The sequence below is a fragment of the Candidatus Delongbacteria bacterium genome (assembly GCA_020634015.1).
In the GTDB taxonomy this organism is placed as follows: Bacteria; CAIWAD01; CAIWAD01; order CAIWAD01; family CAIWAD01; genus JACKCN01.
In genome coordinates this window covers 286,301-300,558 of record JACKCN010000002.1, presented here as the reverse complement: position 1 = coordinate 300,558, position 14,258 = coordinate 286,301, and the positions used below count along the sequence as shown (strand labels likewise).

11 protein-coding genes are annotated in these 14,258 nt (G+C 64.2%); all 11 read right to left on the bottom strand.

Annotation, left to right across the window (positions count from 1 at the left end; translation table 11 throughout):
- Positions 1-36: 36 nt before the first annotated feature.
- Positions 37-3,039 (bottom strand): right-handed parallel beta-helix repeat-containing protein, encoded by a 3,003-nt coding sequence (locus tag H6678_05345; GenBank protein ID MCB9473217.1) that lies wholly within the window; start codon positions 3,037-3,039, stop codon positions 37-39.
- A gap of 115 nt (positions 3,040-3,154) precedes the next feature.
- Positions 3,155-4,738: a peptidylprolyl isomerase gene (locus H6678_05340; GenBank protein MCB9473216.1), complete on the bottom strand. Its 1,584-nt coding sequence runs from the start codon at positions 4,736-4,738 to the stop codon at positions 3,155-3,157.
- A 73-nt stretch (positions 4,739-4,811) separates the two neighbouring features.
- Positions 4,812-5,420, bottom strand: coding sequence for a hypothetical protein (locus H6678_05335; GenBank protein MCB9473215.1), 609 nt, complete (start codon positions 5,418-5,420; stop codon positions 4,812-4,814).
- Entirely contained in the window at positions 5,395-6,684 is a 1,290-nt protein-coding gene (locus H6678_05330; GenBank protein MCB9473214.1) for an HlyC/CorC family transporter, read from the bottom strand. The genes H6678_05335 and H6678_05330 overlap by 26 nt, the downstream gene beginning before the upstream one ends.
- Entirely contained in the window at positions 6,677-7,072 is a 396-nt protein-coding gene (ybeY, locus tag H6678_05325; protein ID MCB9473213.1) for an rRNA maturation RNase YbeY, read from the bottom strand. The genes H6678_05330 and ybeY overlap by 8 nt, the downstream gene beginning before the upstream one ends.
- A 166-nt stretch (positions 7,073-7,238) precedes the next feature.
- Positions 7,239-8,201: a PhoH family protein gene (locus H6678_05320; GenBank protein MCB9473212.1), complete on the bottom strand. Its 963-nt coding sequence runs from the start codon at positions 8,199-8,201 to the stop codon at positions 7,239-7,241.
- A gap of 23 nt (positions 8,202-8,224) precedes the next feature.
- Positions 8,225-9,994: an aspartate--tRNA ligase gene (gene aspS / locus H6678_05315; protein ID MCB9473211.1), complete on the bottom strand. Its 1,770-nt coding sequence runs from the start codon at positions 9,992-9,994 to the stop codon at positions 8,225-8,227.
- A 120-nt stretch (positions 9,995-10,114) separates the two neighbouring features.
- A complete protein-coding gene (gene rpsU / locus H6678_05310) occupies positions 10,115-10,318 on the bottom strand; it encodes a 30S ribosomal protein S21 (protein MCB9473210.1) in 204 nt (67 codons plus the stop codon).
- A gap of 124 nt (positions 10,319-10,442) precedes the next feature.
- A complete protein-coding gene (locus tag H6678_05305; GenBank protein MCB9473209.1) occupies positions 10,443-11,957 on the bottom strand; it encodes an insulinase family protein in 1,515 nt (504 codons plus the stop codon).
- A 38-nt stretch (positions 11,958-11,995) separates the two neighbouring features.
- Entirely contained in the window at positions 11,996-13,525 is a 1,530-nt protein-coding gene (locus H6678_05300) for an insulinase family protein (protein MCB9473208.1), read from the bottom strand.
- 40 nt (positions 13,526-13,565) lie between these two features.
- Complete coding sequence (locus tag H6678_05295) at positions 13,566-14,258, bottom strand: RsmE family RNA methyltransferase (protein ID MCB9473207.1); 693 nt, start codon at positions 14,256-14,258, stop codon at positions 13,566-13,568.

Below are 14,258 nucleotides of genomic sequence, written 5' to 3'. Positions count from 1 at the left end.
AGGCCGGAGGATTTGAATGTCCGTTGGATTCGGGAGTTACTTGACCAGCAGCAGGCGGATCGTGTCCCGTCCCGCCGGGCCACGCACATGGGCGAAATAGGCGCCCGAGGCCAGACCCGAACCATCGAAGCGGAACGTGTACACACCGGGCTCGAGGCTCTGGTTGGCCAGAGTGATCACACGCGCCCCCCGCAGGTCGTAGATCGCCAGATCCACCAGACCCGCCTGCCCCACCGCAAGTTCGATGCGCGTGCTGGGATTGAAGGGATTGGGTGTGGCCGAGCGCAGTTCAAGATGTGTCGGCAGTTCAACCAGCTCCCGTGTGTTCCCTCCGGCGCCCAGGGCACCGCCCAGGTTGTTGCCCAGCGGACCACCCTGATACCCGATGTCGTTGCGGGAGCCGTCGCTGTCGATCCAGCTGGAACCGGGATCCCCCGCGTCAATCAGAGGTGAGTCCGCTGTCAGCAGGAATCCGGTCTCCTGTTCGAAGGAACTGTTGCCGTAACGATTGCCCAGATTGGTGCTGAGCCAGCCACGATTGTTGAAAGCGAACAGACTGTCGTAGAACACCGGTTGTCCGCTGATGGTGGTGTCGTTGCTGGCGCGGGCATCGGGCACGTCAAACCAGTTGTACTCGGCCGAGACCTGCGAATCCTGATCGAGCCAGATGCCCTTCTGGCGCACGGTCAGCAGGCGATCCAGGGTGATCACGGCCCCGTTCTGCTCCGTCTTGAAATGGAACAGGTTGTTGCGCACGTCCACGCTCGAGTTGATGCAGAGCAGGCGGGCTCCGCCGATGAGCCGGCTCACCGGCCAGACTCTGGAATTCTGTGCGCCAACCAGCGTGTACTTGCTGTGGAAGCTGTTGTTGGCAACAAGACCGTCGGCATCCACCATGGCGATGGCCGTGGAAGGGTTCACGAACAGGCAGTTGCGGATGCGCGCGTTCTGGGCGTCGGCGATGTAGATGCCATAGCTGCCCAGCTGGGCCGTATCCGCCGGCTCGCTGAACTCGCAATTGCGGATGTCCACGCGGGACCCAATGGCAACCACTCCCAGGCGACAACCGGTGAACACACAATCGCGGATCAGATGCACACCGGGAGCCCGTTCGATGCGGATGCCCTCGCCAAAGCCATCGAAGTGGGCCCAACTGAAGGAACTGGATCCCGCCTCCAGACCCAGACGGAACAGCTCGGGGCGAGGATCCTGGATCTGTCCGTCGGCGCCGTACCAAGGCACCAGCGAGAAGAATTCGATGGGCAGGGCCGAACTTCCCGCCACCTCCAGATCGCCCTCCACGTCGAAGATCACCTCCTCCCGGGGCCAGCTCTCGCCCACGATCAGGCGGGTACCCGGGGGAATGTTCAGGCTGCTCTGCTCCAGCACACGCACCGTTCCGGTGATGTAGGCCGGTCCATCGGTCGGATCGATCACGCCCGCCGTGATACCGTTGAGCACTTGATACCGGGGTTCCACCCGGATTCTCACGGAATCCCCGGCCACGCCATCACTGTAGCTGAGGGTGTAATCGACCTTGGTCGTATCCAGCAGATCGGTCAGCACGAGTCCCTGACGTGACTGGATGGTGCGGGAATAGAGCAGTGTGTCATCACGCCTGAGGGTGACGAACAGCTGATCCTCGGTACCGAAGGAGTCCACCTCGAAATCCGCCAGACTCAGTTCGATGCTGAGCGTATCCAGCGGGTAATAGTTGGTGAAGAGGAGATCCAGGGGCCCCTCGCCTTCGCAGTCCCCGGTGGGGCAGGGCGAGAACGTGACACGCCGTGGTGCGCTGTTCTGCTGGAAGTTGAGCACGGTGGTCAGGGTGTCGGCCCGCAGCTCACCGCCCACGGTATTCACGACCCGCAGGGACAGAGGAAACTGGCCATCGGACTGAAAATCCCTGTCCCAGCGCATGCGCAGTCGGGTGCGGGCTTCCAGTGTCGCCTCGAAGCCCAACGGCGCGTCCAGCACCTCGAGAGTGGGCAAGGGGTAACCAAGGACCTCGAGCGAAAAATCATAGTCGAAGCCCGTGACCCAGCGCAGCTCTTCGGGATGTGCGGTGACGATGGCCCCGGCGTCGTCGGGAGCCACGTGATGCAGACCGATGTCCGACACACTGCCGTCCTCATCCGTGATGTCAGGGTTTCCGGTGTCGATCAGCGGACTGTAGAGTGGATCCGGGTAGAAATCGAGAGTATCCAGCACCATGGGATCAGCCAGGAAGCTGGTGGGATCCAAAGGCAGATAGTACGGGACACCATCCGGGGGAAAGAAGTACAGCAGCGAATCCGGGCGCGCGAATGGATGGGCGAAGCAGTTGTTGCGCAGGTTGGCCTGACTGGTGGATCCATTGTCGAAAAGCCGGATCGAGGTCGGATGCGCGGTCACCGGAATGAAGAGGTTGTTCCAGGCATCCACGGGCGTATACACAGCCATCAGGTCCGCGGAAAGGGACCGGTAGGACACGTTGTTCGTGATCCTCGCCAGGCTGGGAAAGTTCATGTACATCGAGACGATGCAACCGGTGAACAGGTTGTGGTCGCAGATCAGATTGTACTCGAGGTCCGGATCGTCCGCCCCCGCCAACATGGCGCCGGTGAGCCCGATGTTGGCATCGCTGATCCGCGCCCATTCCACGACAACGGGACGGCGATCGAAGAATCCGCCCATGCTGTCGGCCATTGCCGAATCGGCGTAGTCCGCCTGGACATAGATTCCATTCCAGCGCAATCCGGCCGCGGCCGCTTCGTCTGAAGGCCGGAAGATGATCGGATTCTCTTCTGTTCCCGCCGCGTGCAGGATGCCCACCACCCGGAGACCCGAGTTGATCTCGACCGTGGGGTGAAAGATCAGCTCCGTACCGGGCTCCACGTCCACCACTTCGTTCTGCGCCACCACGGTCATGCCCCGCACATGGTAGGGCGAATCCGCCGCGGTCAGCAGCATGGTCCGCAGAGTGTCCGGCAGTTCAGTATCGGCGCGACCGATGGCGACACAGGCCAGCAGCAGGCACAACAGGCTCAAGGTTCTCATCGGATCCCTGTCCTTTCCAAAGTGTGATCGGGCAACGGAACGCCAGCGCCCAAGGTCCGCAATCTCCGCCCCGTATCCCAGCAAAAGCGGCGTGAAGGTGACGAAGATTCCCCCTTCATCGGCGTCCGGCCTTGGCGGCTCCAGCCTGCTTTGCCCCGTCGGGCAGGATCTCGACCCGATCGAAGTCCTGGGCCTTCTTCATCCGTTCAGCAACCCGGGCGATTTCCGCATCCAGGAACAGGTGCCGCACCTTTTCCCTGACCGCGGCCATCAGTGCGGGACTTTCGTCCAGATCCGGCAGCCGGCGCCCTTCGAGCAACCAGAGGGCCCACTCATTGCCATGCTGGATCGGTGAGGACCAGGTTCCCTCGCTGATGTCGGCCAGCCCCGAACGCTGACTCTCGGGCAGGCGGCGTCGTTCGTCGGGCCCCAGTTCAAACGGCACGCCGCGATCGCGGGCCTGGCGTTTCTCGTTTCCATAGGCTTCCGCCGCGCGCGCCGGGGTGAAATGCTGCTTCTCGATGCCCAGCCGGGCGTCCGCTGCCGCCTGCCTGTCGGCGAATACCAGCCGTCGAAAGGTGTACTGTCGAAAATCCAGGAATTCGCCCGGGTGATTGTCCCCATAGTTGTAACAGTCCGATTGGGTGACTTCGATTCCGGGAACCAGTTCGCGGGCGACGAACAGGGCGCTCTTCAGAATGCGCTCGTGCACGTCGATGCGGTCCTTCAGCTCCTCGCCCAACCACAGCCCTTCTTCCCGGGCGACCTGCAGCCAGCCGATCTGCTCGATCCAGTGGCGCGCGTAGGCCTGGCGCAGTCCTTCGTTGAGCATTTCTTCACTCAACGACCCCGCGAAGGCCTGCCCCACCAGGTTGTCCAGCCGGGAACGACTCAAGCTGGTGTCGCGCGCGCTCACTACCAGGGTCCCGGGATCTTCGTGCTCGAAGTCGAATCGGACCTGCAGGTGCTCCATCAGGCGTGCGGTGGCGGCCTTTTCGGCATAGCGCCGCCGCTTGCGTTCCAGCTGCTCGCGCGCCAGTTTCAACGCGGCGTCGTTGCGCAGCACATCGATCGGCTCGGTTCCGATCAGGTAAACGATGTGCCAACCGAACGGCGTCTCGAAGGGTCGGGAATAGCTCCCCTCCTTGAGCGCGAGCAGACTGTCCTCGAACTCCGCCACCGTGTCTCCCATGTGGACGGGGCCGAGATACCCCCCCTGTTCGGCGGAACCGGGGTCGATGGAGTAGGTGTTGGCCAGCTCGTTGAAGTCCTCACCCTGTTCCAGCCGCCGGTACAGATCCTGGCAGAGGGATTCCTTCTCCACAAGAATATGGGCGGCAAGGTAGACGTAGCGGGACAACTCGAAGTAGTCATTGACCTCGTCACCGCTGGCCGTGGCATCCGGGGTCCAGGCTTCGCGGGCCAGGCGCACGGCGATTTCCTCGTGGGCCCGGCGCAGTTCGCCCAGCTGTTCGTCGGTCAGCGGAATGCCCAGCTCGTTCCATGCCTGGGCAAGCACGGTATGTTCCAGCAGCTTGTCCGCCGACTGGCGGCGCAACTCCTGCGAGAGAGCGCGAGGATCAGCTCCCTGTTGCAGCAGGAATTCGTCCAGTTGTCCTTCGGTGACATAGAAAGTACCGGCCCGCAGGGACGCGGCCAGAACCAGCAGGGCGCACAGGCGCAGTAAATGACGGGGCACTCTTTCTCCTGTTCTTGGATCCGGACAGAACCATCGATGGGCCGTTCCGGGTTCCCGGACGAGCCATCCTGGGTCAGATGGAATCCGGGTCTTCCGGGAAGGGCCCGCTCTGGGAGAAGAATGCCCGATGCAGGTGGCGCACGAAGGACATGTAGAGCTGGCGTTCGTCCCCGCTGGGGGGCAGGTCGATGCGCAGATTGTAGAACCGGGTGTCGGCCCGGTCGCCAATGGCCAGGCGTACGGGAGCGCCCGTGATGCCACTGATGTAGGAGGCGGCCAGATCTTCTCCCAGATTCAGGTCGATGGCCACGGTGCAGCCCAGCGCGGCGATCCGGTTGATCAGGGCGTTGTTGGGCAGCTGCAGCATGTTCAGGTCGTCATCGGACCAGCTGACCACCTCGCTGATCAGGCGGGCATCGATCCAGTTGCGGTAGATCTCGTGGAGACAGGGATGGATCACCCGCTCCGCGCGCCCCCCTTCGCCCTGCACGAAATGGCGCAGGTACTTGAGCACGTGAATGCAGGACTCGAAGGCGCCCAGCTCACGCGGCATCACCACCAGAATCGGCCCGCTGCCGCAGAGAGTGCGGGAGAAGTTGACCTCCTCCAGCTCGCGGGCGTACTTCAGGTGGGTACCGGCATACAGCTTGGCCAGCTTAGAGCGAATCCCCCCGGGCTTCATCAAAACGGCCATCCTCCAGTCGGTCGACGCGCACCAGACCGATCCGGTGCCGCTTCATCGTCATTACCGTGAAACGCCAGTCAAGGTGCTCATAACTGCTCTTGATTCCGGGCACTTCTCCAGCCAGCTTGTAGACAAATCCACCCAGGCTCTCGTAGTCCTCATCCGTGGGCAGCAGTTCCTCGCCCAGGGCCTTGTTGGCATCTTCCACGGGAATCCGCGAGTCCATCAGCCAGCTGGAATCGCCCGACTTGCGGAAGAGCGGCAGCTCGCTGTCGAATTCGTCCTGGATCTCGCCGACGATCTCCTCGAGGATGTCTTCCAGCGAAATCAGTCCGGCGGTGCCACCGTACTCGTCCACCACGATCGCCAGATGCATGCGCCCGGTCTGGAATTCGCGCAGCAACTCGTCGATTTTCTTGCCTTCGGGCACAAAGTATGGCAGCCGCGCAAGGTGATCAAGCGACTGGCTGCGCTCGGTGCTGTGCAGGTAGGGAATCAGGTCCTTGGCATAGATGATGCCCACGATGTTGTCCACGCGCTCGTGGTACATGGGGATGCGCGAGTGCCCCATTTCGCGGATCAGGGCCACCGCATCGTCGAGAGTGGCCGTGTCTTCCAGACAGATCATGTCGATGCGCGGTACCATCACCTCACGCACGGTGGTCTCGCCGAATTCGAAGATCGAGCTGATCAGCTGCTTCTCGTCTTCTTCGAGGGTGCCGCTTTCGCCCCCCACTTCCACCAGGGTGCGCAGCTCCTCGCCACTGAGGTGAATCGCCTCGTCGCCGCGCAGGCGCCGTTTCACCGTTTCGGTGAGCCGTGTCGCGGGCCAGACCACGGGAGCCAGAATCACCTGCAGCAGACTCAACGGCAGGCTGGCCAGGCGTGTCCAGGCTTCGGCATTGTGGATCGCGAAGACCTTGGGGGTCACTTCGCTGACCACAAGGATCACGAAGCTCACCAGCACCACATCGATCAGCAGCGTGAGCGCGTGGGACAGCTCCATGGCGGTGGCCATGCGATGGGTCGCGATGGCGGCCATCGAGGCCAGGGCCGTGTTCACCAGCGTGTTGCCGATGAGAATCGTCACCAGCAGTTTCTGTGGATGCGAGAGCAGGTGCGTGACGCGCACCCCGGTGGCACTGCCGTCCTCGCCCATTTCCTTGAGACGCAGCCGGGTCAGCGAGAAGTACGCCGTCTCGCATCCGGAGAAGAACGCCGACAGTCCCAGCAGCACCACAATCAAGAGCAGCTCAGACATTCACGCCTCCCCCGAGCCAGCGCCCCAGTGGGCTGCCCGTGGGCACGGCGGCCAGCAGCTCTTCCTCGCGGGCATGCATGCGCTTGCGCCGGGCTGGCGTGGAGTCGTTCCAGCCACAGAGATGCAGCACTCCGTGGACCACCACCTTTCCCAGTTCATGGTGGAAGCTGGTCCCGTATTCGAGTGCCTGGGAGGCCACATCATCCAGACAGACGAAGATGTCTCCCGAGACCTGTCCCTCGGGGGCGTCATACTGGAATCCGAGATGATCCGTGGATTCATCGCTGGCGTGGTATTGCCGGTTGTAGCCGCGCATGGCGCCCTCGTCCAGCAGCACCAGATCGAGCTGCTGGTACGTGCGCCCTTCGGCTCGCAGGACCCTGAGCACCAATTGTCTCAGGATGGCCAGATTGGCCCGGCGCCGTGGGTGCAGATTGGTGATCTCGCAACGGGGGGAAACCGATTCTGGATCACCGGGCCACTGAAACCCGGGCTCCTCTCCGTCCCCCCCGGGCTCAAGACGGCCCGAGTCGCATTCTGCCGGCTCGCTCCCGCTACTGGGAGGCTCGTCGGTCGTGGAGTTCATAGGCTTGAATGATATCCCTTACAAGATCGTGTCGAACCACGTCCGACTTGTCCATATGTACGAATTCGATGCCCGAAACGCCATCCAGGATCTGCTGGATCTCCCGCAGCCCGCTGGTCTGTCCGGCCCTCAGGTCGGTCTGGGTGACGTCACCCGTGATGATCGCCCGGCTGTTCTGGCCCAGTCGGGTCAGAAACATCTTCATCTGGCCCGCGGTGGTGTTCTGCGCCTCGTCCAGAATGATGAAGGCGTTGTTCAGGGTGCGCCCACGCATGAAGGCCAGCGGGGCCACCTCGATGATCTGGCGCTCCATCATGCGCTGCAGCCGGTCATTGTCCAGGAGGTCAAACAGACTGTCGTAGAGCGGACGCAGGTAGGGGTCCACCTTGTCCTTCATGTCCCCGGGCAGAAAACCCAGACTCTCGCCCGCCTCCACGGCCGGTCGGGTCAGCACGATGCGGTTGACCTTGCGCTCCTGGAGCGCGGCCACGGCCATCGCCACCGCCACGAAGGTCTTGCCCGTGCCCGCCGGTCCGATCGAGAACGTCATCAGCTGCCGGCTGGCCGCCCGGTACATGCGCTCCTGCCCGGGGGTGCGCGTGCGCACCGGTCCCGTGGGCGAAGTCAGCAGCAGCGAGTGGCTCTCGAAATCCAGTGGCCCATTGTCCTCGGCGGCGATCAGGCGCAGCACCATCTCGATGTCTTCGTCGCCCAGAGTGCCCCGGCGTCTCAGCAGCGAACACAGTTCCAGCAGACAGCGCCGGACCAGTTCGGGTCTGGAGCCCTCCTCCACCAGGCGCACCGATCCGTCACGCAGGGCCAGACGGACCGAGAACACGGCCTCGAGCTTCTTGAAGTGGCGGTCGTTGGGACCCAGCAGCACCGCGGCATCCAGATCGCCCAGGGCCAGGTTGTCACCGATCCATTGCATCGCGGGTTCCTTCGGTCTTGCGCTCAGCCGCGGGAGGGCCATTCGATGCGCTTCAGCCCCAGGTCCGTCAACTGGCGCTCGTCCACCGGGCTGGGTGCGCCATCCATGGGCGACGACGCGCTGGTGGTCTTGGGAAACGCGATCACGTCGCGAATGTTCTCGGTGCCGCTGAAGAGCATCACCAGGCGATCGAAGCCGAAGGCGAAACCCGCATGCGGGGGGGCCCCGTAGCGGAAGGCCTCGAGCAGGAAGCCGAACTTTAGCTGGGCTTCCTCGCGGCTGATCTTGAGCAGGTCGAACACGCGCGACTGCATCTCTTCATTGTGGATACGGATGCTGCCGCTGCCCAGCTCGCTGCCGTCCATCACCATGTCGTAGGCCCGGGACTTCAGCTCCTCGAGGGGAACTCCCGCGGCCAGCCCGGCCGGATCCGGCTGGGTGAAGGGATGGTGGGCGGCGGCCAGGTTGCCCTCCTCGTCCATCTCGAACATCGGGAAGGAGGTGACCCAGAGCAGCTCGTGGCGCGTGGTATCCACCAGATCGTATTCGCGAGCCAGCCGCAGGCGCAGATTTCCCAGCACCTTGCAGACCTCGCGGAAGGGGCCCGCGCCAATCAGCAGCACATCGCCCTGGCCGGCACCGGCGGCGCTCATCAGGCGGGTCAGGAATTCGGGACCCGTGACCTTCTCCATCGGACTGCTGAGGCCCTCGCTGGAGTGGCGCACCACGATCACGCCCTTGCCGCCCAGGTGGCGCACGTAGTCCTGCACCTCGTCCTGGCGCTTGCGGCTGAAGAGGTCGGCCTTGCCGGGCAGCACGATGCCGCGTACCACACCGCCTGCGGCCAGCGCTCCATCGATGACCTGGAAACCGCTGCCCGTGGCATGCTCCGCAAGGTCCACGATTTCCATGCCGAAGCGGCGATCGGGCTTGTCGTTGCCGTAACGATCCATGGCTTCCTGCCAGCTCATGCGCGGCAGGGGCAGCGGGAGTTCCTGGCCGAGCACGTCACGGAAAAGGCGCGCCATCATGCGCTCGCCCACCGAGAACACATCTTCCTCGTCCACGAAGCTCATCTCGATGTCCACCTGAGTGAACTCGGGCTGGCGGTCGCTGCGCAGGTCCTCGTCGCGGAAGCACTTGACGATCTGGAAGTAGCGGTCGAAGCCGGCCAGCATCAGCAACTGCTTGTAGGTCTGCGGGCTCTGGGGCAGGGCGTAGAAACTGCCGTGATGCACGCGGCTGGGCACCAGGTAATCGCGCGCGCCCTCGGGCGTGGACTTCATCAGGATCGGGGTTTCCACTTCGATGAAGTCCAGCCCCTCGAAGTGAGCCCGGATCGATTTCATCATCGTGTGCCGCACCAGCAGGTAGCGTGCCTGCTCGGGCCGGCGCAGGTCCAGGTAACGGTACTTGAGACGCAGGTCATCATTGGCGGAATCCGGGTCGGCCAGCTGGAAGGGCAGCACTCCGGCCGCGTTCAGCACCTCCAGTTCGAGCGCTTCGACGTCCACCGCGCCCGTGGGCATGGCCTTGTTGTGCTGGCTGGCGGGGCGTGCGCGCACGGTGCCGTGGATGCGCACCACGTACTCGGCGTGCAGCTTGTGGGCCTGGGCCTGCAGTTCGGCACGCTCGGGCTCGAAGACCACCTGGGTCAGGCCGTAGCGATCGCGCAGGTCCAGAAAGACCAGACCGCCCAGGTCGCGCAGACGATGGACCCAGCCCTCCAGCACCACCGACTGGCCCTCGTGGCTGGCGCGCAGTTCCCCGCAGGTATGGCTTCGTTTCATGATCGACCCCGGACTTGTCTGTGACTTCGTTTCTGCAAAACACCCCGTCGCACGTTTCAGTGGACGGGGTGTGAAGGATCGAATTCGGGCAGCACGTCGCGCCGTCCGGACCTGCCCTGGGCCTCAGCGCTTGCGGGCTGCGGCCAGGGAGGCGCTGCGGATCTTGCGAGCGGCGGCATTGGCCATTCTCTTCTTGATCTCGCTGGGCTTCTCGTAACGCTGCTTGCGGCGGATTTCCGCCATCAGTCCAGCTTTCTCGCAGGCTTTGGTGAACCGGCGGAATGCGCGATCAAAGGCTTCGCCTTCGCGGACTCGAATATGGGGCATGCAATCACCTCCTCTCGTGCCGTCTGGATACCGGATCGATCCGGTCGTCGAACCGCCCCAAAAGGGGCAGTCCGGAAGCCGGCAATGATACCACAATCATATCCCCCGGGCAAGGGGCGTGCGCTCAACCTTCCAGGGGCAACTGGCTCAGGGGATCGCGCAGCGGGATGCGCGTGACGGGACCGAAGTCTTCCAGCTTCAGGCCATGCTCGCTGTCGCCGGCCTCGATGACCTTCGTGTCGCCGATCAGCAGCCAGATCAACCGGTCGGTGTCCAGCATCTCGCGGGCCAGGGAAATCACCGCGTCCCGATCCACGGCCGCCAGTCGGTCGCGATAGCTCGCGAACCAGGCCGGATCGCTGGCGTAGCGGCCGCTCAGCTCTTCATCGTGCAGACGGGCCACGATGTTCGCCGGCGAGTTGAAGTTGCCGGGGAACTCCTCGATCATGCCCTGGCGCACCCGTTCCAGCTCGTCGTTCTCAAGATCGCCACTTGCCAGTCGCTGCAGTTCTTCCTTGTAGAGCGCCATGGCGTAGAGCGTGCTCTCCACCTTGGTCTGCATGCCGCCAAGGAACAGCCCGGTTCCGTGATTCTCCTCGCCCAGACTGGACCAGACCGAATAGGCCAGTCCCTCGTCACTGCGGATGCGCGAGACCAGGCGGCTGGTGAAGCCTCCGCCCAGAATGGTATTCAGCACCTCCCCGGCAACCCAGCGCGAGTCGTCACGGTGCAGGCCGGGCAGCGCCAGCCGCACGCGGGTCTGGTTGACTTCCTTGTCCAGCAGATACACTCCAGGAGTCGCGGCACTGTATTCCGCGTCGCGCTCCGGAACGGGTTCGCAGGCTGCCTGCCACGTCTCGAAATGTCTGTCCAGTGCGGTGAGCACGGCATTCCGTGTCACGTCCCCGGACACTTCGAATGAGATGCCCGCGGGAGCGACCCAGCGTCGCTGCCAGTCGAGCAGCGCGTCCCGCGTGATCCGATCCAGATCAGCCTGCGTGACGAAGCGGCCTTCGCTCACCGTGGGCGGATAGATCAGGCGGTTCCATTCCAGGCGCTCGAGGCGGCGTGTATCGTCGTTGCGCTGGCGCAGCGAGGCCAGGGTCTGCTCGCGCCAGAGATCCAGCCGAGCCTGATCGAAGCCCGGTGAGACAAGCTGACCGAACAACAGGTCCAGTCCCTGGTTCAGATCCTTGCTCAGCAGTTCGATGCCCACCACACCGCCGTACTCCGTGGGTCGACTCCAGAATCGTGCGCCAAGAAAGGCCACCCGGTCCTCGAATTCAGCGGGCGCCAGTCCTCCGCCCCCGCCCTCGGCCAACTGGGAGAAGAACGCGCCGTTGAGCCCGGTCAGTCCTTCCGGCTCGCGGTCACGATCGGTGCGGATGGTGGCTTCGATGCGCACAAGCGGCACGAAGGAGTGCTCGGCCATGTAGCACACACTGCCGTTGGCCAGCACCATCCGGTGCTCGGAGGCCCGGGGTGGCTGATAATCGACCACCGGAAACGTCAACTGGTCGGGATGGGACACGATGCCGTCATCGGGCAGGGTGCCGCCCGCGGGGACGCTACTGTGGACACAGGCGGCCAGAGGCAGCCAGAGGGCCGTCAGGGCCAGGGTTCGTGGCGCGCGGATCATGAGGGCTTCCATTCGCTGGGAGATGGGGGTGGACCGTGTCATTCGGCGGCCGCCGTTACCGTGGACTCGCGCCGGCTCCAGCGCACCACCATCCGGTTTTCCTTGCGGAAGATCTCCGCGGCCACCCGCTGGATGTCGGCGGCGCTCACGGCCTGCAACGCATCGCCGAACTCGAAGAACTGGCGCCAGTCGCCCAGCCCGTCATTCTGGATCAGACCAAAGGCCCCGCGGATCGGGTCCTGGCGCTGGCGGTAGTCGTTGACCAGCCAGTTGTTCTTCACTTTCTGCAATTCCTGGTCGGGCACCGGCTCGCGAGCCAGCTTGTCGAGTGCCGCGAAGAGGTGGCTCTCAAGCTCATCGAGATCATGCCCCTCGGCAGCCTCCAGTTCGGCGTAGAACACGCCGGCATATTTCTGGGCATCGGCGAAGGCGCTCACCTGGGTGGCAATGCCGGTATCCTGGACCAGTTCGCGCTCCAGGCGCCCCGTGGTGCCCGAAAGCAGGCTGCCGATGACGCGCAGCACGGGCTGGTCGGCGTGACCGAACCCAGGCGTGTGATACCAGACTTCCAGTGTGGTGTTGCCATCCACGTCGGCGGCGTAGCGCTTCTCGCCCAGCTGGACCGGCTCGGTGGTCACCATCATCGGGGGATCCGGGCGTGGACGCAGGCGTCCGAAGTACCTGTCGGCCAGGGCGATGGCCGCGTCGGTGTCCACATCTCCCGTGATGATGGCCGTGAGATTGCCGGGGCCGTACCAGGTATCGAAATACTCGCGGGCCTGGGGCATGCTGAGCTGTTCCACATCGCTGGCGAAACCGATCACGGGCCACTTGTAGGGCAGCGCCTGCCAGAAGAGGGCGTTGATCGCCTCCTGGTGCGCACCCGTGGGCGTGGACTCGACACGTGACCGGCGCTCTTCGCGCACCACGTCGCGCTCAGAATAGAACTCGCGGAACACAGGATTGCCCAGCCGGTCGCTCTCGAGCCAGAACCACAGTTCCAGCTTGTTGCTGGGCAGCACATGGAAATAGGCGGTCATGTCTTCGCTGGTGAAGGCATTGCCGAAGATCTCGCCGTTCTTCTTCATGATCTGGTCGAACTCGTTGGAGATCATGTTTTCCCGCTGTTCGGCCACCAGTTCGGCGAAACGCTGGGCCAGCCCCGCCTGCAGCGGATCGTTCTCGCGGGCTTCGGCCAGGCTGCTGGCCTCACCGCGTCTCACGCGAGCCCGATAGACCTCGTCAAGGGCGCGCATGCTGTCACGCAGTGCCTCCTGGCGTTCGATCAGCTCCAGATCGGTGGCGATGTCCCGGGTGCCGATGGTGCGCGTGCCCTTGAACATCATGTGTTCCAGCAGGTGGGTCAGACCGGTGATGCCGGGCCGCTCGTTCACCGAGCCCACGTGGGCCACCCAGGCGCCCATCACCACGGGCGCGGTGTGGTCTTCCATGATCAACAGGCGCATCCCGTTGTCCAGTACGTGCTCGCGCACGGGCAGCGTGGCCGCCTGCGTGCCGATGGCCAGCAGCCCCAGCAGCAGGGCGATCCACGATCCACTTGCTTTCACTCGTGCCTCCATTGCATCCGGCAGGGCCGGGTTGGGTGTGTCAGGGTGTGCTCCGCACGCGGACCGCCAGGGCCAGCAGCGCGGTTTCGGCCCGCAGGATCGTCGGGCCGAAGGAGATCGCACACTGGGCGCGTGCCCGCAGGGTTTCCCGTTCGCCGGGCGAGAATCCCCCCTCGGGGCCCGCCAGCAGGGCCAGGCCGGGCGCATCGTGCGTGGGTCGAGGCAGGTCGCCGAACGGTTCAGGGTCAGCCAGCAGCAGCGGCAACCGCTCGTGTGCCAACAGCTCATTCAGGGAAAGGGGCCCGTCCAGTGGGGGAGTCCAGGCCAGCCCGCACTGTTCCATGGCGGCCTGGCGAATGCGTTCGAGGCGCCTGATGTCGGGCGTGCGCCCCTTGTCGCCCGTGCGCTCACTCGTGTACAGCCGCAGGCGACTCACCCCCAGTTCCACCAGCTTCTCCACCGCGACCTCGAGGCGGCTCTCGCGAATCACGGGCAGCCAGGCTTCCAGTTCGGGAAAGGGTCCGGGCAGAGTGTCCACACTCTCCACCAGCAATTCGGCGTGGGAGCCGGCCAGTTGCAGGCTGGCGAGTGCACTGTGTCCGCGGCCATCCAGGAGGCGCAACTCCTGCCCTTGCTTCAGGCGCAACACACGCAGCAGGTGGTGCAGCTGGTTCCGGTCGGGCTGGAAGCGGTGCCCCGGATCCGGCAGGTGGTCCAGCAGGACAAAAGGCAC